Consider the following 19,208-nt stretch of genomic DNA (forward strand, 5'->3'; position numbering starts at 1 on the left):
GAAGGAAGCGAGGGGCCCTCAGGCCTGCGCGGTCTGGCTTCGGGCACGCTGCTCCAGGATCTCCACGGCCGGCAGCGTCTTGCCTTCCAGGAACTCCAGGAATGCGCCGCCGCCGGTGGAGATGTAGCCCACCTTATCGGCGATGTTGTACTTGGCGATGGCCGCCAGCGTGTCGCCACCACCCGCGATCGAGAAGCCCGACGAGGCAGCAATGGCCTCGGCCAGCACCTTGGTGCCGTTGCCGAACTGGTCGAACTCGAACACGCCGACCGGACCGTTCCACACGATCGTGCCGGCGGACTTCAGCTGCTCGGCGAGCCGCGCGGCCGTCTTCGGCCCGATGTCGAGGATCATGTCGTCGTCCGCCACATCCTTCACGTCCTTGACGGTGGCGGCTGCCGTGGCACTGAATTCCTTCGCGCAGACCACATCGACCGGGATGGGCACCGACGCGCCGCGTGCGGCCATCAGGTCGATGATGGCCTTGGCATCGCCCACCAGGTCCGGCTCGGCGAGCGACTTGCCGATCTTCAGGCCCGCCGCGAGCATGAACGTGTTGGCGATGCCGCCGCCGACGATCAGGTTGTCCACCTTGTCGGCCAGCGACTTGAGAATCGTGAGCTTGGTCGAGACCTTGGAGCCCGCGACGATGGCCACCAGCGGGCGGGCCGGCTGGCCCAGCGCCTTGCCCAGCGCGTCGAGCTCAGCCGCCAGCAGCGGGCCGGCGCAGGCGATGGGGGCAAACTTGGCAATACCGTGGGTGGTGGCTTCCGCGCGGTGGGCGGTGCCGAACGCATCGTTGACGTAGAGATCGCACAGCTTGGCCATCTTCTGGGCCAGTTCGTCGCTGTTCTTCTTCTCGCCCTTGTTGACGCGGCAGTTTTCCAGCAACACGACCTGGCCGGGCGCGACATCCACGCCGTCGACCCAGTTCTGGACGAGCTTCACGTCACGGCCGAGCAACTCGGACAGGCGCTTGGCGACCGGTGCCAGCGAGTCTTCCGGCTTGAACTCACCCTCGGTCGGGCGACCCAGGTGCGAGGTGACCATCACGGCGGCGCCAGCGCCCAGGGCCGCCTGGATGGCCGGCACGGAGGCGCGGATGCGGGTGTCTTCGGTGATGTTGCCGGCATCGTCTTGCGGCACATTCAGGTCGGCGCGGATGAACACGCGCTTGCCGGCAAGCTTGCCTTCGGAGATGAGATCGGACAGACGCAGGACGTGAGGCATGGCAGCTACGGAAGAATCGCGGAAAACGGCGATTTTACCCGATGCGCCTGGTCAAAACGTGCGTTTCGCGGCGGCGTCCTGCCGGCTCCACCGTCCTGCCGAGGCCGATCGGCCGGGAGCCTGCAGGACGCTATGCCGGCAGCGGCGTGCGGCGGCGCAGCCACATCCAGCTTTCGGCGGAATACACGGCCAGGCCGATCCAGATCAGCACGTAGCCCGTCACCTTCGGCCCCGCGAAAGGCTCGTTGTACAGCCACACGCCGAGCAGCAGCTGCAGCGTTGGGCTCACGTATTGGAGCAGGCCCAGCAGCGACAGCGGAATACGCCGCGCGCCGGCGCCAAACAGCAGCAGCGGCAGCGCCGTCAGCGGGCCGGCCAGCGCCAGCAGCAGCTGGACGTGCGGCGATGCGGCCAGAAAGGCGTTCTGGTGCTGTGCCGCCAGCCAGCCGAGGTAGGCCAGCGCCAGCGGAAACAGCAGCAGCGTCTCGAGCGTCAGCCCTTCGAGCGCACCCAGTGGCGAGGTCTTGCGCAACAGGCCATAGAAGCCGAATGAAAATGCCAGCGCCAGCGCAATCCACGGCAGCGTCCCAGCCTGCCAGGTGAGCCACGCAACGCCGGCCGCGGCCAGCGTCACCGAGATCCACTGCACCGGCCGCAGCCGCTCGCCCAGCACCAGCGCGGCCAGCATCACAACCACCAGCGGGTTGATGAAGTAGCCGAGGCTCCCCTCCAGCACGTGGTCGTGGTTGACCGCCCAGATGTACGTCAGCCAGTTGGCCGCCAGCAATGCCGTGCTGGCGGCATACCGCCCCACCACGCGGGGCTGCGCGCGCAACGCCCACAGCCACGCCCAGTGCCGTTTCACCAGCAGGATCACCACCATCACCGCCAACGACCAGATCACCCGGTGCGACAGGATCTCCACCGGCGACACCGCCTTGAGCAGCTTGAAGTACAGCGGGAACAAGCCCCACATCGTGTAGGCCAGGAAGGCGAAGATCACGCCGTTGCGGGTGGAAGCGGGCACGCTTGTGTCTCCATGAGGGTCGGTTCACGTCGGAATGGACGCGTTGATTGGGCGCAGCTTCTATCCCCAGAGCCGCAGCACGGTAAACACGCCCATCCCGACGAAGATCATGCCCAGCATGCGCCGCGTCGCCACGTAAAACACCGTGGCTGCAATGCCGGCCATCAGGCGCGGGTTGTTCCAGCTCGGATCGAAATGGCCCTGGTTCCACAGCAGGTCGGGCAGCACGATGGCGATGAGCGCGGCCGCCGGCGCAAAGCGCAGCGCGTGCTGCAGGCGCGTGGGCAGCGCCATGCGGTCGCCCACCGCCAGAAAAAGCGAGCGCGTGAAAATGGTCACCACCGTCATGCCCAGAATGACCAGCCAGATCTCCAGCGTGCTCATGCGTCCTCCCGCTCGCCGCTCGCCTGTGCGGCGCGGCGGCGCTGCCATTGCAGGCGTGCCGCGGCTTCGTCGCCCGCCAGACCGGCCGCCATCGCGCCGGTGACGGCAATCACCAGGCTCAATCGATATGGCAGCTTGAAGGCGATCAACGCCAGCACCGCGGCCACGGCCACCGCCATGAGCGTGGCACGGGAACGAATGGTCGACACCATGACAGGAATCAGTGCGAGCGTCCCGGCCAGCGCCAGGCCCCACGCATCCGGAAAGAGGCTCGCCGCGACGATGCCCAGGATGGACGACACCTGCCACACCACGAAATTCAGCAGGACCATGCCCCAGTAATAGCCTTCCTTACCGGCTTCCCGCGCGGCCGATGGATACCGCTGGGTGAACAGCACGAACGGCAGGTCGCCGTTGAACGACCCGAGCACCACGCGCCGCACAAAGGGCAGATGGCCGAAATGCTGCATCAGCCCCGCGCTGAAGATGATGAAGCGCACGTTGACGATGAACGCCGTGAGCAGCACCGTCCAGATCGGCAGCCCGGCCGCCAGCAACGGCAGTACGGCCAGCTGCGACGAGCCTGCATACACCAGCAGCGACATGCCGATCGCCTGCGGGATGGTCAGCACCGACTTGCTCATCGCCACGCCCGTCACCGCACCCCACGCAAAGACCGGCAGTGTCGAGGGCGCATAGGCCCGCAAGCCGGCAATGAAACCGGCGCGCTCGTCGGCGTCGATCGCCAGCCAGCGGCGTTGCAGCGCCGCGCCCCACCGCACTAGCGCCATGATGCCCCCAAAAGCGGCGAATGCATCTCTTTTTGCGCGACCGTACTGCGCGCGCAGTCAGCGCCTGAATGCACGGGAAAAGGCGGGAACGTCGGGGGCGACATGGAAGGCTCGGAGGAAACACGCGATTATACTTTTGATGTTAAGCATCTGCTTAACGCCGATGCGCAGACGCCCCCCGCGCGTGACGATTCACGCCGTGCACCACGCAGTGCAACAATCGGCGTTGGCGGGGCCGCGCCCACCCCTTACAATTTCGCCTTTGTCGGCACTTCAAGCGTGGCTGACTCCCGTCAGACCACGCCGGCACTCCTCACTCACCATGACGACGCAAACCGCTTCCACGATCGAAATCGGCGCAGACGACCTGCCGCTGCACTGCCCGACCGCCAAGACGCCGGCCTGGAACTACCACCCGCGCGTGTTCCTCGACATCGCCGATACGGGCGAAGCCAAATGCCCGTACTGCGGCACCGTCTACAAGCTGGCTCCCGGCGTTGAACTGAAGGGCCACCATTGAGCCGTCTTCCCCTGCAGCACCTCCGGCGCGACGTGCGTCCGGCAAACCGTGTGGCGAACGGATGATGCGCAAGATTCTCGTCATCGCCCCCAACTGGATCGGCGACGCGCTGATGGCGCAGCCGCTGCTTGCGCAGTTGAAGGCGCGGCACCCGCGCGCGCAGATCCACGCCGTCGCACCGAAGTGGGTGGCGCCCGTGCTCGCGCGCATGCCGGAAATCGCGCGTGTGCTGCCGACCGACCTGGCGCACGGCAAGCTGCAGCTCGGCAGCCGCACGATGTTTGCGCAGCAGCTCAAGAACGAAACGTTCGACGCGGCCTACGTGCTGCCGAACTCGTTCAAGAGCGCCCTGATTCCGTGGCTGGCCGGCATTCCACTGCGCATTGGCTACAAGGGTGAATCGCGGCTGGGCGTGCTCAACGTGCGCTACCCGAATCCGCCCAAGGCCGAGCGCCCGCCCATGGTCCAGCACTACGCGGCGCTGGCCTTCAAGCCTGGCGCCAAGCTGCCCGACACGCTGCCCGATCCGAAGCTGAATGTGGATGTACAGCGCGTGGCGACCACGTCGGCCAAGTTCGGCATTCCCGGCAATGCACGGCTGATCGCCTTCTGCCCCGGCGCGGAATACGGCCCGGCCAAGCGCTGGCCCGCCGAGCACTTTGCTGAACTCGCACAGATGCTGCGCCGCTCGTTCCCGTATGCGCAGATCGTCGCGCTCGGGTCCGGCAAGGATCGCGAAACGGCCGACGCCATCGTCGAGCGCGCCCCGTTCGTGCGCAACCTCTGCGGCGAGACCTCGCTCGACGAGGCCATCGAACTGCTTGCCCGCGCCGAGGCCGCCATCTGCAACGACTCCGGCCTGATGCACGTGACCGCCGCCCTGGGGCGCCCGCAGGTTGCCGTGTTCGGCTCGAGCGACCCGCGCCACACCCCGCCGCTGTCACCGGCTGCGAGTATCATGTGGCTCCATCTGGAGTGCAGCCCGTGCTTTGCGCGTGAATGCCCGCTGGGCCATCTGCGCTGCCTGCGCGACATCGGCCCCGAGATGGTGTTTCATGAACTGCGACGGCTGCTGCAGCCGCTTTGACGCCATTGCATACGGCCTTTCCGCACGCCTCCTTCCACGCCACCACCATGCCACGATTTGCCCGCCTGTTCGAAGCCGCCGAGGACATCCTCGAAGCCTATCGCGAAGCGCTCAAGCGCCGCGATGCCGATGGCGCGCTCAAGCTGTGGCTGGACGAAGACTCGGTGAGCTTCATCCTGCCCGACGGCCAGCGGCTGCACGGCCATGAGCAACTGCGCGGCTGCCTGGATGCGCTGGTCGAAAAGAACCCGGTGTGGATCGAGTGCCTCAGCCAGCAGGTGCATTCGTCGCTGGGCGTGTCGATCTTCGAGTCGACCGAGGCGCTGCGCTTCTCCGCCACGGCCACCGAAGCCGACCTGTACGTGCATACGACGTACGTGCTGATGCAGAACCACGAAGGCTGGCGCATCGCGCACGTGCATTCCAGCCAGGCCGCTGAAGAGCGCGTGGCGGCGTCCATCTCCAGCGTCACGCACTCCCTGCACTGAGCCGGCCGCGCGCGGTGTGGCAGCCGATTTCTTCCGATGAGTCCCCCGTCTCGCCACGCTGCTCCCCTTGAGCTGGATCTGGGCGCCCTGCTTGCGGGGCCGTTCGAGCCGCACGCGTTCCGCTCGCCGTGGTGGCTGATCGGCGGCAATGCGCAGACGATCGTGCCGGCGCGCCTGTGGCGCTTTCCGCGCATCACGTATCGGCGCGAGCGGTGGGACACGCCGGACCACGACTTCATCGACCTCGACTGGACCACGCACGGCACGGATGCCCATGCGCCGCTGGTCGTCATGTTCCACGGCCTCGAAGGCGACTCGCGCAGCCATTATGCGCGGCTGCTGATGGACGCGCTGCGTGCGCGCCGGTGGCCGGGCGTCATCCCGCATTTCCGCGGGTGCTCGGGCGAGATGAACCTCGCGCCGCGCATGTACCACTGCGGCGATGGCGCGGAGATCGCGTGGATCGTGGAGCGCCTGTATCGGACGGTTTGCCAGCCGCAGGGCCGCAAGCTGCTGGCGGTGGGCATCTCGCTGGGCGGCAATGCGCTGCTGCGCTATCTCGGCGAACACGGTGCCGATGCGCGGTGTGTGAGCGCGGCGGCGACGGTCTCTGCGCCGCTGGACATGCGCGCTGGAGGCGCGGCGCTGTCCAAGGGCTTCAACATGGTCTATACGCGCATGTTCCTGCGTACGCTCAAGGCCAAGGCGAATGCCAAGCTGGAGCAGCACCCGGGCCTGTACGACCGCGCCGCCATGATGGCTACACGCACGCTCGGCGAGTTCGATAACCTCGTCACCGCGCCATTGCACGGCTTCCGTGATGTGCTCGACTACTGGACGCGCGCGTCGTCCAAGCCCGTGCTGCGCGACGTGCGCGTGCCGACGCTGGTGCTGAACGCGCGCAACGACCCGTTCCTGCCCGGTCGCCACCTGCCCGGCCCGGCGGACGTGTCGCCGGACATCGTGCTGGACCAGCCACTGCACGGCGGCCATGTCGGCTTCCTGCTGCGCGACGGCCGCGGAGGCCACGCCGGCCGCATCGACTGGATGCCTGCACGGCTGCTGCGTTTCTTCGATGACGTGCTGGGCCGGCAGCCCCATGCGGGAGAAGCCCATGGATGAGATCGTCCGCCAAGCCATGGCCAAATGGCCCAACGTGCCGGACTGCTTCGGCTGGCTGGCGCTGGACCGGCGCGGCCAATGGCGCATGCGCAACGAGTTCGCGCAGGCCAACAAGCTGTCGGGCGACCCGATCCGCCACGCGCCGCTCATCGACTTCATCGTACGCAACTACACACACGACGAGGCCGGGCGCTGGTTCTTCCAGAACGGGCCGCAGCGCGTATTTGTGGAGCTCGACTACACGCCGTGGATCGTGCGGCTGTCCGCCGACGGCGCCGTGCCGACCTTCACGACCACCACTGCCGCCGCCTTCACGCCAACGGGCTGCTTTGCCGACGAGGGTGGCAACGTGCTGCTGTCCGGCCGTGTGGCCGGGCACGACGCAGAAGACACCATCGCCCTGCTGCACGACCATGACCTGGAGCCGTTTTCGTCGCTCGCGCAATGGCATGGCGACGCCTGCGGCGCCGCGCTCGGCACGCTTTCCATCAACCACGCCACGTTCGACATCGAGCCGATCCACAGCGCCGACGTCGCGCGGCGCTATGGGTTCGTCCAGCATCCGGCCGGCTAGCGTGGCGCCCTACTTGGGCAGCGCCTTGTCTTCGACCTTCTCTTCCTTGTATTGCCGCTCCATCTGGTGCAGGCGCGCGTCGACCTCGGAGAGCGTGTAGAAATCGGCATCGCCCGCGTCGCGCGCCAGCTTCAGCTGCTCGACCGCAGCGCCCCAGGCACCGTCGCGCGCGTATTTCTCGGCCAGCGCCCGGTGTTGCTCGACGCGCTTGCCCTTGTCGGCATAGGCGCGGGCGAGCAGATCCCACCAGATGGACTGCGCGGTCTCTTCGCGCGTCTTGTCCTTGAGATAAGGGATGGCGTCGTCGGCGCGGCCGGCGGCCAGCAACGTCTGCGCATAGGTGATGCCCACCGCGCGTGAGAGCGGATATGCAGCCAGTGCGGCACGCGCGAGCGTCAGCGCTTCCGGCATGCGGTTGCGGGCGCGCGCGAGCTCGATGGCCGTGACATCGAGCTCGACGCTGCCCGACGTGATGCCCGGGATGTTGCCGTACAGGCGGCGCGCCTCCTGCAGCGCCTGTTCAGCGGCGTCCAGCCGACCCGCCATCTGGTTGGCGACCGCAATGCCGTACCACAGCGCCGCGCGCTTCTCCACCGGGGCATCGGGCGCCGATGACAACTGCGAGCGCATCGCGTTGCTCACGTCGATATAGCCGCTGGTGGACGTTTCTTGCAGCACGCGCGCGCGTGCCCTGGTGAACCCGAACTCCGGCCGGCGCGGCTGGCGCGGGTGCGGCAGGCCGCGCGCGCGGTCTTCCATATCGGCGATGCGCTCGCCGGTCAGCGGGTGGGTGCGCGCATAGCCGGGGATCACGCCGGTATCTGCGATGTTCGTCACGCGCTGCAGCCGGCGGAAGAAATCGGGCATGCCCTCTGGGTTGTAGCCCGCGCCGGTCAGCAGCGTAAAGCCGACGCGGTCGGCCTCGCGCTCGGCGCCGCGCGAGAATGCCAGCTGATTCGAGACCGCGGCAGCCTGCCCGCCCATCGCCACGGCCTGCGCCGCATCGCCGCTCTTGGTCGCGGCCAACCCGGCCAGCAGGATCGACGCCAGCGCGATCCACATCGACTCGCCCGACTTGTCGATGCCGCGCGCAATGTGCCGCTGCAGGACGTGGCCGATCTCGTGGCCGAGCACGGAAGCCAGTTCGGATTCGCTCTCCGTGGCCACCAGCGTGCCGGTGTTCACGCCGATGAAACCGCCGGGCAACGCAAACGCGTTGATGCCTGGGTCGCGCACGGCAAATAACTCGAAGCTCGACGCCGACGTGCTGCCCGCCACGTGCTGGCGGCGCGCGGCGTCGATCAGCTTGTAGCCGATGGCGTTGAGGTAATCGGTGATGAGCGCATCGGGCACGTAGTCCGGATCGCGCCGGATCTGCCGCATGACGCGGTCGCCCAGGCGGCGCTCCATCTCGGGCGACAACGACGCGGTGGACGGATCGCCCATGTCAGGGAGCTCGTACGTCGGCGCATCGACGACGGCGGGCTCTTTCGGCAGATACGGCGACTGCCGGCCGATCTGCACACTGCGGTTCAAATTGCTCTGGACCTGGTCAGCGGCCGCCGCTGAGCCCAGGCCCGGATTGGCCGTTGTGGCAGGCGCTGGCGCGGCCCCTTGCGCCAGGGCCTGCAGCGGCAACGGCAACGGGGCCAGCCAGATCGACAACAACACGGCAGCCGTGAGCTTGCGCGCTCGCGGACGGGACAGAAAAGGCGTCATACGGAAAGCACAGTGCGCGGAATCCGCGTGGCGAAGTCGCCAGCGGCTGGGTGCTTGCTATCATAAAACGCTTCGCATTCTGCCCCGCAAATCGGCGGTTTCCACCATGTCGCAACTCACCCACTTCGATTCCGCCGGACAAGCCCACATGGTCGACGTCGGCGACAAGGCCGTCACGCATCGCGTGGCCGTCGCCACCGGCACGATCCGCATGCTGCCCGAAACGTTCGCCCTCGTCCGCGACGGCACCGCCAAGAAAGGCGATGTGCTTGGCATTGCGCGCGTTGCGGCCATTCAGGGCTCCAAGCGGACGTCGGACTTGATCCCGCTGTGCCATCCGTTGGCACTGACGAAGGTTGCCGTCGAGTTCGAGCTCGATGAGGCCGCGCACAGCGTCCGCTGCACCGTGCGCGCGGAGACGCGTGGGCAGACCGGGGTGGAGATGGAGGCGCTGACCGCCGTGCAGGTCGGCTTGCTCACGATTTACGACATGTGCAAGGCCGTGGATCGGGGGATGGTGATTGGGGATGTGCGGCTATTGGAAAAGCATGGGGGGAAGTCGGGGGATTGGGTGGCGAACTGACACACAAAAAAAGAAGCGCCGGGTGAGCGCTCTTTTTTGTCGCGTTAGGTTTCGGTATTTTCCCTAGCCGGTACCCCAGTCTTCGATTGGCTGCACGGCTTGGTGCCTGTGCCAGCAAGGACCCACGTTATTACGTTCGGACTCGTCGTACTGTCAGGCGTGGCCGTGACCGTGCAGCTTCCCACAACGGCTGATCCGCTCATGGTGATGACGCCCGAGGCACCCAGACTTAGCGTCACATTCGGGGGCTTCGGAAGCCCTGTGTACCCCGTGTGCTCCTTTAGGAGGTCCTCGGTATCGCATGTTCCCGCAATCGTCCCGCTATTCTTCTGGGCACATTCGGCAATTGCAAGCTTCAATGGTTGAATTTGCGTATACACGTCCGCCCACCTGGAACGCGTCACGTAGTCTTGATACTGTGGGACCGCAATAGCGGCCAGAATTCCGATAATCGCCACCACAATCATGAGCTCAATCAGCGTAAAACCCCGCTGGTGCCGAGAAACGTTTTGATATTTGACTCGCATCGATACTCCATCATCAGTGAGTTTCATCTCGCACGGAGGAGATGAAGCGAGTCGAGATTAATGGAAGTCGCGCTGGTCTATTTCACTCACAACGAATTTTTACCAACACGTAGTCCGATTCTTAAAAAGAAAAGCGCCTGCATGAGGCGCTTGGAAAAAACGGGTTGATCGCCACCATTGCTCAGCTTGAGCCAGTAAGCAACCCATCAGACTTCAGGCGCGAGCAAAACGTTTTCAAGCTTTCGGCATAGCGCAGGCAAGCCTGCCTCAGGGTCGGAGTTTGCGCGGGAAAATCCGTCCAGTAGTGGTGATACAGGCGGTGAACTTGCGTGACGGCCTCGTCGTTCTTCCCTTGAAACGCCAACGCAAGTGCATAGCGCTGAACCGGCGCTGGGCCGGGATAGAACTGTGCCGCCTGGCGTTCAAGCGCCGCCATGACAGGCGCCATCTCCGGACTAACTGAAGCATTCATGGCGATGGCCAATGTCGCGTAGGGCACCAGCAACAGTTGCCCGCTACCCTGGTATCTTGCCAACTCTTTCGCGACGCCATCCTGGGTGAAATAGAGCCGCTCCACCCCCTTGTAATCTGGCCAAAGACGGACGACTAACGCCATGCCGCAAATGACGATAAACCCGGACAGCATCCTGGTCATTCCCGGAGAGGGAAACCGCAGATCGTTGCCGTCCAAGTATCCCAGCACAAAGGCAAAGGGGAACAAAAAGAAGACGTAATGCAACGGGTACTCCAATAAGGAATGTACGAGCATGACCGCAACCAGAGCAAACAAAAACGCCGTATCCGGTTCGCACAAGCGCTTACGGAGGCCCAGCACCCAGAACCCCAGCGGGATCAACACCGCGAGCAGACCCGCCAAGCCGACCTTCGCCAGGAGATCCAAGGCGATATTGTGTGCATTCATCGACATCTCGACGTGGCCCAGCGTCTCGGTTTGCACGAACTGGTTCCATGCATAGTCGCCCCATCCGCCTCCTAGCCATGGGTGGGCAAGAAAGATGTGCCAAGCATGCTTCCAAAGTAACGGGCGCAAACCCACCCCCGCCTCAAAGCGCTCCCCCATCGAGCCTGGGAGATCGAAGGTCCAGATGCTGTTGGCTGCCGCAATCACCCAGTTCCAGCCTTGGAACGCCACCGCCAGCATGAGCATCGGGCCAACTAAGATGAGTAGCCGGGCCGGCCAGATGCGAGTTCGGGATTCCGCATTAAGTGACATGCCCGCAAGGAAACCGACCACAGCAATATGCAGCCAAGCCATTCGCGAAAATGTCAAAGCCATACCGAGCAGCAACAGCAGCACGGCCAGCACCAGAAATGCTCGCCAGCGCGGATACCGATACGCCAAGAACAAGCAAGCGGCCAACCCAAAGCTCAAATACGTTGCGACCTGGTTAGGTTGGTTCAGGTTGCCCCACATACGCCTGGCCGTGCCCGATGGCAGCATCGAAAAAAACGCGCTGGGCAAGTTCGGAACGCGGAACAGCTGAAACAGTTCAACGACGACAGTTAGCAAACCACCAACGATGACGGCAGTTCCTACAGCAACCAGCACGCCCTGCATACTGCGGCAGCGTGCACCCAACCCACAAATGACGACCGATCCAAGCAACACGACGATGGCGCCAAAGGAAAAAAACGGATTCAAGGGCGGGGCAACAGCGAGCTGGGCAATCAGCACCACGATCAGCGCTAACGGCGCCAGCGCAATGCTGGGCAACCCGGTCGGCCGCTTCCACGCGACGGACAGCACCAGCACAGCCACAACAATCCAGCAAGCTGCTGCCGCGGATTCTGAATAGAACGTTGGAACAGGGTAGGTGTGGGGCGCTACCAAGAAAGGGATGCTCCAGCACGCTCCGAGAGCGAGCCAGATCGGGCACAGGAGAATGGGGAATCGACGCATTCGGAATGCCGCCAAGCAACGCTGCAAAAAAAGAGCGCCCGGAGGCGCTCCTTTTATTTTAGGCCGAGTAGTGTAGTTTAACGGCACTCAGCCGGTGCGTACTTGCTGGCCAGACTGCCCTTCTGGACGTTAGTGACGCTTGTGGAATTGGCCGTTTGGCAAACCCACTTGATAGGATTGGTGGGCGGTGTGGTCGCGGACACAGCACTCGTGCCATCCAGCGGCGTCAAGATAACCACGTTAGCGCCCGAAGCAGCCACGTTGCTATTGTATGCGATGGAAATCGCGCCGGTATTCGAAGCAATAGAGATGCTGCTCACGTTTTTCATGCCGCTCGGCTGAGTATAGCCATTGGACAGATCTCCCGTAGCATTGGCAGCATTGTCTGCCACGACTACCTTGGCCGCTGCAGCCAACGACAACCCTTCCGTCACACGCGCACGGATCGTGTAGTCCTGATAAGCCGGAATGGCGATAGCAGCCAAAATACCGACGATCGCGACCACGATCATCAGTTCGATCAGCGTGAAACCCTTCTGGACACGCTTGTTCAGACGACGCATCGACTTCATGAATTTTCCCCCGGAAAAATTTGGTTAAGGATGATGCGGGCCTATTAGAGCAGGGACTGTGCCAAGCCGAATTCACGAATTTCGACTGGAAAACTGACGCTATTCCGGCGATTGCCGGCGCGTGGCGTGACATTTTTTGACACATCATGACGGGGATCGTCAATTTTTATGGGCGTCACACCACATCTGCGGTGTCAGCCAAAAAGACAAGGCGCCCGCAGGCGCCTTCCACTGAGCCCCTAATGCGCTAGCGGCATTCGGCAGGCGCGTATCGAGCCTCGAGCGTTGGCGTGGCAGTCCGGGTGACGTTGAGCGGCATCTGCTTGCCCTTCGCCGAACACGCCCACATCACCAGCGTCGGAGGTGGTGCGCTGGCGCTCAGGTTGACGTACGTGGACGAAGCCGCGCCCGAATACGGCGTAAGGATCAACTGATTCGACCCCGCTTGGGCCACCGCTGATGAGAACTGGATCGTGATCTCGCCGTTCCCGCTATTCACTTGCATGCCGGAGACGTTCTTGCCAATAGGCAGCGAGGCCCATCCCAGCGATAGATCGCTCTGTGAGTTGGCGGCGTTCTCAACCACCAAAGCCTTGGCTTGAACCGCGACAATCAATCCTTCAGTCACCCGCGACCGAATCGTATAGTCCTGATACGCCGGGATCGCAATCGCCGCGAGAATCCCCACGATCGCCACGACAATCATCAATTCGATCAAGGTAAAGCCGTCGTCAGACCGGCGCCTTGTTCCCTTGCAGTGCTTGAAGCCCATGACCTCTCCCAAAGGCATTTTGTTATCCGAACACCCCTGTGCACACACTATGCCAACGCGTACACCATACTTGGGAGGAAAGAACTGGCGCGCCTTGTTGAGAACTCGGGCCAAATCTGACGGTTGTTGGCAAGAGTTGCGACAAATCCCGTCATCACCTACTTTCGTGGGGAATTGTTTGAACTAGGCCTGCCGTAACGCCCGCCGACTCAGCCACCACCCCACCAGCACCACCACCAACGCCCCAGCACAACCGACCACCACATCCGCATGCGGCACGGCACTCTCAAACCATGCTGCATCCACCGGATCGGTCACGAGCATGTCGCCGGCCAGGTACCCCAGCAGCGCCGCCCCCAGCGTGACGATGACCGGAAACCGCGCCATCACGCCCACCAGCAGCGTGCTGCCAAAGACAATGAGCGGAATCGACAGGCCAAGCCCCAGCACCAGCAGCAGGAACGTCGTCCCCGGCGGACCCTTCTCCGCCGCGGCGGCCACGGCGACGACGTTGTCGAGCGACATAACAAAGTCGGCGATCAGGATGGTCTGGATGGCGGGCCACAGGCCGTCGCGCGGGTGCCGGTCAGCGGCTTCCTGCTCCGCCTCGGTCAGCAGCTTTACGCCGATGTAGACCAGCAACACGGCGCCAATCGTTTTCAGGTACGGCAGCGCGAGCAGCTTGACGGCCAGCACGGTCAATACGATGCGCAGCACGATGGCGCCGGCGCTTCCCCAGAAAATGGCCTGCTTCTGCTGGCGCTTGGGCAAATTGCGCGCGGCGAGCGCGATGACGACCGCGTTGTCGCCCGACAGCACGATGTTGGTCAGGATGATGGAGCCGAGGGCGAACCAGAATGCGCTGGAGGTGAGCGCCATAGTGTTCCCGGATTGTGCTTTGTTGATGGACGGGGACCTGCCTTGAGCCCGCTGCAGTTGAGCTTATACACATGTCGTGCCCGCTACGCACGGCGCGATGACGGTGCGGCGCACAAACAAAAACGGGAGGCCAGGCCTCCCGTCTCCGTGTTACCGCAAACCTTGCCGATTACAGCAGCGACTTCAGCAGTCGGCCCATTTCGGACGGGTTCTTGGTGGTCTTGATGCCGCACTCTTCCATGATGTCGAGCTTGGCTTGCGCAGTGTCGGCACCGCCCGAGATCAGCGCGCCGGCGTGGCCCATGCGCTTGCCCGGAGGCGCGGTCACGCCAGCGATGAAGCCCACCACCGGCTTCTTCATGTTTTCCTTGATCCAGTAAGCCGCGTTGGCTTCGTCCGGACCACCGATCTCACCGATCATGACCACGGCGTCCGTTTCCGGATCGTCGTTGAACATCTTCATCACGTCGATGTGCTTCAGGCCGTTGATCGGGTCGCCGCCGATACCGACTGCCGACGATTGGCCCAGGCCCAGCGCGGTCAGCTGGCCCACGGCTTCGTACGTCAGCGTGCCCGAGCGCGACACCACACCGATGCGGCCCTTCTTGTGGATGTGACCCGGCATGATGCCGATCTTGATTTCGTCCGGCGTGATCAGGCCAGGGCAGTTCGGGCCCAGCAGCAGCGTCTTGCTGCCAGCCTTACGCATCTTGTCCTTGACCATCATCATGTCGCGCACGGGGATGCCTTCCGTGATGCAGACCACGAGGTCCAACTCGGCTTCAACGGCTTCCCAGATGGCGTCAGCGGCGCCTGCGGGCGGCACGTAGATCACCGACACGGTCGCGCCGGTCTGCGCCTTGGCGTCCTTGACGGTTGCGTAGATGGGAATGCCTTCGAAGTCTTCGCCGGCCTTCTTCGGGTTCACGCCGGCGACAAAGCAGTTCTTGCCGTTGGCGTAGTCGCGGCAGCCGCGCGTGTGGAACTGGCCGGTCTTGCCGGTGATCCCCTGGGTGATGACCTTGGTGTCTTTGTTGATCAGAATCGACATGCTGTAATCCTTTTATGCAGCGAGCCGCGCTGTCGTACTTTTCGTACTTGGGCGCCGCTCACGTTCGCGTAGGGTTCGTTCAGCGGGCGGCTTACTTGCCGGCGGCTGCGGCCACGACCTTCTGGGCGGCCTCTTCCATCGTGTCAGCGGCGATGATGGGCAGACCCGAGTCGGCCAGCATCTTCTTGCCGAGGTCTTCGTTGGTGCCCTTCATGCGCACGACCAGCGGCACCGACAGCGACACAGCCTTCGACGCAGCGATCACGCCTTCGGCGATCACGTCGCAGCGCATGATGCCGCCGAAGATGTTCACCAGGATGGCCTTCAGGCCCGGGTTCTTCAGCATCAGCTTGAAGGCTTCGGTCACCTTCTCGGTGGTGGCACCGCCGCCCACGTCGAGGAAGTTGGCCGGCTCGCCGCCGAACAGCTTGATGGTGTCCATCGTGGCCATGGCCAGGCCGGCGCCGTTCACGAGGCAGCCGATGTTGCCGTCCAGCGAGATGTAGGCCAGGTCAAACTTCGAGGCCTCGATTTCGTTCGCGTCTTCTTCATCCAGGTCGCGGTAAGCCACGATTTCCGGGTGGCGGAACAGCGCGTTCGAATCGAAATTGAACTTGGCGTCCAGCGCGATGACCTTGCCTTCGCCGGTCAGGATCAGCGGGTTGATTTCCGCCAGCGACGCGTCGGTTTCCCAGAATGCCTTGTACAGGCCTTGCAGCGCCTGGCGCGCTTGCGGGATCGAGGCGTCAGGAATGCCGATCTTCTTGGCAATGTCGTCCGCATCGGCGTCCTGCAGGCCGGCTTGCGGGTCGATGATCAGCGTGTGGATCTTCTCCGGCGTGTGGGCAGCGACCTCTTCGATGTCCATGCCGCCTTCGCTCGAGGCCATCAGGGCGACCTTCTGCGACACACGGTCCACCACCAGCGACACGTACAGTTCCTTCTTGATGTCAGCGCCCTCTTCGATCAGCAGGCGGTTGACCTTCTTGCCTTCCGGGCCGGTCTGGTGCGTCACCAGCTGCATGCCGAGGATGTTGGTGGCGTATTCCTTGACTTGGTCGATGCTCTTGGCAACCTTCACGCCGCCGCCCTTGCCACGGCCGCCCGCATGAATCTGCGCCTTCACGACCCACACCGGGCCGCCCAGATCTTCAGCGGCCTTCAGAGCCTCGGCCACCGAGAAGGCCGGAATGCCGCGCGGAACCGGCACATTGTATTTGCGCAGGATTTCCTTGCCTTGGTACTCATGGATATTCATGCGTGTTTCCTTTGCTAGGCTGGATGAGTGTGATGAATGTTGAAAACGCGAGCGGTGCGGGCTTTGTCAGGACGACGGCTCCGACGACGGCTCGGTGACTGGCGGTAGGATCTTGGCTTCGGGCTGGTAGGCGAACCAGCGCGGATAATGCTTGCGGACCACCTCGCCCTCGAAATGCAGGGCATGGCAGCCGTGAAGTTGGTATGGCGGCGTTTCACCGGGCTCGATGGGCCGATGGTCGTTGGAATTGTCGCGCACCGGAAAGACATCGCCCGCAAACGCCTGGATGGCGGCAGTCGGCAGCACGCCGCACAGCTCGGTCAGATGCGTACAGCCCGCCACGCCACCCAGTCTCTCACGCGCGGCCTTTCGGAAACCCTTCATCAGGTTCAGGCCGATGAGCTTGCGATAGGCCGGGCCGATCGTGTCGCAGTGTGTGGGATACGGCACCCAGTCGGAGCACGCTTCGGCATCCACCACGTTCATGCGGGTATCGATGGTCACGCGCAGCCACAGGTCGTGCAAAGGCTCGCCTTGAGGACGGATGCCTCCGCTGGCCAGCGGGATGTCGCGCGGTTTGGTGTCGGTCAGGCGCGCCTCGATGTCCCACAGGCCGTCTTCCCGCAAATAGGCCTCCACCGTGATGGCACGGCGGTGGCGCATGACGCGCGGGACGGGGGCAGACAGAGGCATGGACCAGACAGACCGATAGGACCGATGGAGCAGGCGCGCGCGGATCTCGCGCATCACCCACGGGACGTGGACGGCAGCGCATCAGCCGCCATACACGAACACAACCCGCCCTGCCACCGGAGTAGAGGGCGGTATCGAAGCCCGGGATTTTAACACGTCGTCACGACCGGACTGGACCGCGTGCTGCAATGCAATGCCAGAAGCGTTGCAACAACCCGCCGCGGACGCCCCCCCTGCTTGATGGCGCGGCCAGATTGTCCGGCCGGATTGTTGCACGATCAGCGACGTTCAGGACGAATCGTCACCGTCGTCTAGCAATTCGTCTGCGCCGGCGATGATGCGTGACACCACCGACCGGGAAAACCCGCGCGCCACCATGTAGCGCACCTGTTTTGCCCGTTCGGCCGGATCGCCAGGCGGCCGGCCGAAGCGCTTCTCCCACAGCGCCCTGGCCCGTTCGGCCTCGGTACTCTGCAGTTGCGCTTTCACTTCACCGAGCGTCTCATCGCCGAGTTGGTGTGTTTTCAGTTCCTGCATCAGCCGCGCTGTTCCATAACGGCCAGCGCGGCGGTGCACCAGGCTCTCGGCGAAGCGTGTGTTGGACAGCCAGTTTTCGCCTTCCAGCCAATCCAGCAGCGCATCCACTTCTTCGGCGGTTTCCGCATGGGGCGCCAGCTTGCGGCGCAGTTCGGCCCGGCTGTGCTCCCGCCGGGAGAGGTAGCCCAGCGCACGCGCCTTCAGCGACAGGGGTTGACGCGGCAACGGCATCGGTTTCACGCCCAAAGAAAAACGCCCACCGTTGGGGGACGGCAGGCGTGTCAAATCTCGATAGGACCGCCGATCTGCGCCGACGGCCAACCCAATTACTCTTCCTCGACTTCCTCGGCCACCGCGACGGCGCCCATCGGCGTCACGCCCAGATGCTCACGAACCTTGTTTTCGATCTCGCGGGCCAGATCCGGGTTCTCGCGCAGGTATTCGCGGCAGTTGTCGCGGCCCTGGCCGATGCGCTCGCCGTTGTAGCTGTACCAGGCGCCGGACTTCTCCACCACCTTGGCTTCCACGCCGAGGTCGATGATTTCGCCCTCGCGCGACACGCCCTGCCCGTAGAGGATGTCGAAGATGGCCTCGCGGAACGGCGGCGCCACCTTGTTCTTGACGACCTTGACCTTCGTTTCGTTGCCGACCACCTCGTCGCCCTTCTTGATCGAGCCGATGCGGCGGATATCCAGGCGCACGGAGGCGTAGAACTTGAGCGCGTTACCGCCCGTGGTGGTTTCAGGCGAGCCGAACATCACGCCGATCTTCATGCGGATCTGGTTGATGAAGATCACCATGCAGTTGGTGCGCTTGATGGTGCCGGTCAGCTTGCGCAGCGCCTGGCTCATCAGGCGGGCCTGCAGGCCGGGCAGCGCGTCGCCCATTTCGCCTTCGATTTCCGCCTTCGGCACCAGGGCAGCCACCGAGTCGATGATGATCAGGTCGACCGAGCCCGAGCGCACCAGCGCGTCGGCGATTTCCAGGGCCTGTTCGCCCGTGTCCGGCTGGGAGATCAGCAGGTCCGGCACGCTCACGCCGATCTTGTCGGCGTAAGTCACGTCAAGCGCATGTTCGGCGTCGATGAACGCGCAGGTGCCGCCGAGCTTCTGCATCTCGGCCACCACCTGCAGGGTCAGCGTGGTCTTGCCGGACGATTCCGGGCCGTAGATTTCGATCACGCGGCCGCGCGGCAGGCCGCCGACGCCCAGCGCGACGTCCAGCCCCAGCGACCCGGTGGACACCACCTGGACCGGCTCCACTTCGGCATCGCCCATCTTCATGATCGAGCCCTTGCCGAACTGCTTTTCGATCTGCGCGAGCGCGGCAGCCAGCGCCTTCTGCTTTTCTGCGCTCATCGTGGCCGCCTTCTTGCCGTCTTCCATGGTCGTCCTTCGTGCAAATTGGTGTATAAATGGGCCGCGAGGCTTGTGATTCCAGCGGTTGTCTGCAACAGCGGGCCGCAAAACGCAG

The 19,208-nt window shown here is 64.0% G+C and carries 21 protein-coding genes; 6 read left to right on the forward strand and 15 right to left on the reverse strand.

The window, feature by feature from the left end:
• Positions 1-18 precede the first annotated feature (18 nt).
• From KHN96_RS11675 to KHN96_RS11690, 4 genes are all read right to left on the reverse strand, one after another.
• Positions 19-1,230, reverse strand: a complete 1,212-nt coding sequence (locus KHN96_RS11675; RefSeq protein ID WP_062739019.1) for a phosphoglycerate kinase — start codon at positions 1,228-1,230, stop codon at positions 19-21.
• A gap of 130 nt (positions 1,231-1,360) precedes the next feature.
• The gene (rarD, locus tag KHN96_RS11680) at positions 1,361-2,257 is read right to left on the reverse strand and encodes an EamA family transporter RarD (protein WP_062739020.1); all 897 of its coding nucleotides are present in this window, start codon (positions 2,255-2,257) and stop codon (positions 1,361-1,363) included.
• Positions 2,258-2,317: 60 nt separating this feature from the next.
• Positions 2,318-2,641: an AzlD domain-containing protein gene (locus KHN96_RS11685; protein WP_045786057.1), complete on the reverse strand. Its 324-nt coding sequence runs from the start codon at positions 2,639-2,641 to the stop codon at positions 2,318-2,320.
• The gene (locus KHN96_RS11690) at positions 2,638-3,432 is read right to left on the reverse strand and encodes an AzlC family ABC transporter permease (RefSeq protein ID WP_045786056.1); all 795 of its coding nucleotides are present in this window, start codon (positions 3,430-3,432) and stop codon (positions 2,638-2,640) included. The genes KHN96_RS11685 and KHN96_RS11690 overlap by 4 nt, the downstream gene beginning before the upstream one ends.
• Before the next feature lie 322 nt (positions 3,433-3,754).
• Between KHN96_RS11690 and KHN96_RS11695 the strand changes: the two genes are divergently transcribed.
• The 5 genes from KHN96_RS11695 to KHN96_RS11715 all read left to right on the forward strand — a co-directional run bounded on the left by KHN96_RS11695 (position 3,755) and on the right by KHN96_RS11715 (position 7,223).
• Positions 3,755-3,952 carry a zinc-finger domain-containing protein gene (locus KHN96_RS11695; RefSeq protein WP_045786055.1) on the forward strand — a complete coding sequence of 66 codons (198 nt, stop codon included), beginning with the start codon at positions 3,755-3,757 and terminating at the stop codon, positions 3,950-3,952.
• Positions 3,953-4,013: 61 nt separating this feature from the next.
• On the forward strand, positions 4,014-5,039 hold the full coding sequence (waaF, locus tag KHN96_RS11700) for a lipopolysaccharide heptosyltransferase II (RefSeq protein ID WP_062739021.1): 1,026 nt from the start codon (positions 4,014-4,016) through the stop codon (positions 5,037-5,039).
• A gap of 47 nt (positions 5,040-5,086) precedes the next feature.
• Positions 5,087-5,527, forward strand: a complete 441-nt coding sequence (locus tag KHN96_RS11705; protein ID WP_045787788.1) for a YybH family protein — start codon at positions 5,087-5,089, stop codon at positions 5,525-5,527.
• Positions 5,528-5,563: 36 nt separating this feature from the next.
• Positions 5,564-6,649 carry a YheT family hydrolase gene (locus KHN96_RS11710; RefSeq protein WP_062739022.1) on the forward strand — a complete coding sequence of 362 codons (1,086 nt, stop codon included), beginning with the start codon at positions 5,564-5,566 and terminating at the stop codon, positions 6,647-6,649.
• Positions 6,642-7,223 carry a DUF2946 family protein gene (locus KHN96_RS11715; protein WP_062739023.1) on the forward strand — a complete coding sequence of 194 codons (582 nt, stop codon included), beginning with the start codon at positions 6,642-6,644 and terminating at the stop codon, positions 7,221-7,223. The genes KHN96_RS11710 and KHN96_RS11715 overlap by 8 nt, the downstream gene beginning before the upstream one ends.
• A gap of 9 nt (positions 7,224-7,232) precedes the next feature.
• Here the strand turns inward: KHN96_RS11715 and KHN96_RS11720 are convergent, their stop codons facing one another.
• Positions 7,233-8,942 carry a beta-barrel assembly-enhancing protease gene (locus KHN96_RS11720; RefSeq protein ID WP_062739024.1) on the reverse strand — a complete coding sequence of 570 codons (1,710 nt, stop codon included), beginning with the start codon at positions 8,940-8,942 and terminating at the stop codon, positions 7,233-7,235.
• A gap of 106 nt (positions 8,943-9,048) precedes the next feature.
• Here KHN96_RS11720 and moaC point away from each other — a divergent pair, with 106 nt between their 5' ends.
• Positions 9,049-9,525, forward strand: a complete 477-nt coding sequence (gene moaC / locus KHN96_RS11725; protein ID WP_045786050.1) for a cyclic pyranopterin monophosphate synthase MoaC — start codon at positions 9,049-9,051, stop codon at positions 9,523-9,525.
• A 44-nt stretch (positions 9,526-9,569) separates the two neighbouring features.
• Here moaC and KHN96_RS11730 read toward each other — a convergent pair whose 3' ends face one another.
• The 10 genes from KHN96_RS11730 to recA all read right to left on the reverse strand — a co-directional run bounded on the left by KHN96_RS11730 (position 9,570) and on the right by recA (position 19,120).
• Complete coding sequence (locus KHN96_RS11730) at positions 9,570-10,079, reverse strand: pilin (protein ID WP_316872147.1); 510 nt, start codon at positions 10,077-10,079, stop codon at positions 9,570-9,572.
• A gap of 154 nt (positions 10,080-10,233) precedes the next feature.
• On the reverse strand, positions 10,234-11,973 hold the full coding sequence (locus KHN96_RS11735) for a PglL family O-oligosaccharyltransferase (RefSeq protein ID WP_062739025.1): 1,740 nt from the start codon (positions 11,971-11,973) through the stop codon (positions 10,234-10,236).
• A gap of 77 nt (positions 11,974-12,050) precedes the next feature.
• On the reverse strand, positions 12,051-12,545 hold the full coding sequence (locus KHN96_RS11740) for a pilin (RefSeq protein WP_115043844.1): 495 nt from the start codon (positions 12,543-12,545) through the stop codon (positions 12,051-12,053).
• Between the two features lie 247 nt (positions 12,546-12,792).
• Positions 12,793-13,317: a pilin gene (locus tag KHN96_RS11745; RefSeq protein ID WP_062739049.1), complete on the reverse strand. Its 525-nt coding sequence runs from the start codon at positions 13,315-13,317 to the stop codon at positions 12,793-12,795.
• Between the two features lie 183 nt (positions 13,318-13,500).
• Entirely contained in the window at positions 13,501-14,196 is a 696-nt protein-coding gene (locus KHN96_RS11750; RefSeq protein WP_062739027.1) for a TerC family protein, read from the reverse strand.
• A 169-nt stretch (positions 14,197-14,365) separates the two neighbouring features.
• The gene (sucD, locus tag KHN96_RS11755) at positions 14,366-15,247 is read right to left on the reverse strand and encodes a succinate--CoA ligase subunit alpha (RefSeq protein ID WP_045786045.1); all 882 of its coding nucleotides are present in this window, start codon (positions 15,245-15,247) and stop codon (positions 14,366-14,368) included.
• 91 nt (positions 15,248-15,338) lie between these two features.
• Positions 15,339-16,505 (reverse strand): ADP-forming succinate--CoA ligase subunit beta, encoded by a 1,167-nt coding sequence (gene sucC / locus KHN96_RS11760; protein WP_062739028.1) that lies wholly within the window; start codon positions 16,503-16,505, stop codon positions 15,339-15,341.
• Positions 16,506-16,571: 66 nt separating this feature from the next.
• On the reverse strand, positions 16,572-17,198 hold the full coding sequence (locus KHN96_RS11765; protein ID WP_062739050.1) for a DUF2889 domain-containing protein: 627 nt from the start codon (positions 17,196-17,198) through the stop codon (positions 16,572-16,574).
• Positions 17,199-17,486: 288 nt separating this feature from the next.
• Positions 17,487-17,966 (reverse strand): recombination regulator RecX, encoded by a 480-nt coding sequence (gene recX, locus KHN96_RS11770; protein ID WP_045786043.1) that lies wholly within the window; start codon positions 17,964-17,966, stop codon positions 17,487-17,489.
• Between the two features lie 95 nt (positions 17,967-18,061).
• Complete coding sequence (gene recA, locus KHN96_RS11775) at positions 18,062-19,120, reverse strand: recombinase RecA (protein WP_045786042.1); 1,059 nt, start codon at positions 19,118-19,120, stop codon at positions 18,062-18,064.
• Positions 19,121-19,208: the final 88 nt, after the last annotated feature.

It is taken from the genome of Ralstonia mannitolilytica, from assembly GCF_905397375.1.
Taxonomy (GTDB): Bacteria; Pseudomonadota; Gammaproteobacteria; order Burkholderiales; family Burkholderiaceae; genus Ralstonia; species Ralstonia mannitolilytica.

Excerpts from the sequence above, each read along its gene's own strand:
- KHN96_RS11675 (WP_062739019.1), bottom strand. The coding sequence starts at position 1,230 with ATGCCTCACGTCCTGCGTCTGTCCGATCTCATCTCCGAAGGCAAGCTT.
- KHN96_RS11730 (WP_316872147.1), bottom strand. The coding sequence starts at position 10,079 with ATGAAACTCACTGATGATGGAGTATCGATGCGAGTCAAATATCAAAAC.
- KHN96_RS11750 (WP_062739027.1), bottom strand. The coding sequence starts at position 14,196 with ATGGCGCTCACCTCCAGCGCATTCTGGTTCGCCCTCGGCTCCATCATC.
- KHN96_RS11690 (WP_045786056.1), bottom strand. The coding sequence starts at position 3,432 with ATGGCGCTAGTGCGGTGGGGCGCGGCGCTGCAACGCCGCTGGCTGGCG.
- moaC (WP_045786050.1), top strand. The coding sequence starts at position 9,049 with ATGTCGCAACTCACCCACTTCGATTCCGCCGGACAAGCCCACATGGTC.
- KHN96_RS11710 (WP_062739022.1), top strand. The coding sequence starts at position 5,564 with ATGAGTCCCCCGTCTCGCCACGCTGCTCCCCTTGAGCTGGATCTGGGC.
- KHN96_RS11715 (WP_062739023.1), top strand. The coding sequence starts at position 6,642 with ATGGATGAGATCGTCCGCCAAGCCATGGCCAAATGGCCCAACGTGCCG.
- recX (WP_045786043.1), bottom strand. The coding sequence starts at position 17,966 with ATGCCGTTGCCGCGTCAACCCCTGTCGCTGAAGGCGCGTGCGCTGGGC.
- KHN96_RS11765 (WP_062739050.1), bottom strand. The coding sequence starts at position 17,198 with ATGCCTCTGTCTGCCCCCGTCCCGCGCGTCATGCGCCACCGCCGTGCC.
- KHN96_RS11745 (WP_062739049.1), bottom strand. The coding sequence starts at position 13,317 with ATGGGCTTCAAGCACTGCAAGGGAACAAGGCGCCGGTCTGACGACGGC.
- waaF (WP_062739021.1), top strand. The coding sequence starts at position 4,014 with ATGATGCGCAAGATTCTCGTCATCGCCCCCAACTGGATCGGCGACGCG.
- sucC (WP_062739028.1), bottom strand. The coding sequence starts at position 16,505 with ATGAATATCCATGAGTACCAAGGCAAGGAAATCCTGCGCAAATACAAT.
- KHN96_RS11735 (WP_062739025.1), bottom strand. The coding sequence starts at position 11,973 with ATGCGTCGATTCCCCATTCTCCTGTGCCCGATCTGGCTCGCTCTCGGA.
- KHN96_RS11685 (WP_045786057.1), bottom strand. The coding sequence starts at position 2,641 with ATGAGCACGCTGGAGATCTGGCTGGTCATTCTGGGCATGACGGTGGTG.
- sucD (WP_045786045.1), bottom strand. The coding sequence starts at position 15,247 with ATGTCGATTCTGATCAACAAAGACACCAAGGTCATCACCCAGGGGATC.
- KHN96_RS11695 (WP_045786055.1), top strand. The coding sequence starts at position 3,755 with ATGACGACGCAAACCGCTTCCACGATCGAAATCGGCGCAGACGACCTG.
- KHN96_RS11720 (WP_062739024.1), bottom strand. The coding sequence starts at position 8,942 with ATGACGCCTTTTCTGTCCCGTCCGCGAGCGCGCAAGCTCACGGCTGCC.
- recA (WP_045786042.1), bottom strand. The coding sequence starts at position 19,120 with ATGGAAGACGGCAAGAAGGCGGCCACGATGAGCGCAGAAAAGCAGAAG.
- KHN96_RS11740 (WP_115043844.1), bottom strand. The coding sequence starts at position 12,545 with ATGAAGTCGATGCGTCGTCTGAACAAGCGTGTCCAGAAGGGTTTCACG.
- KHN96_RS11705 (WP_045787788.1), top strand. The coding sequence starts at position 5,087 with ATGCCACGATTTGCCCGCCTGTTCGAAGCCGCCGAGGACATCCTCGAA.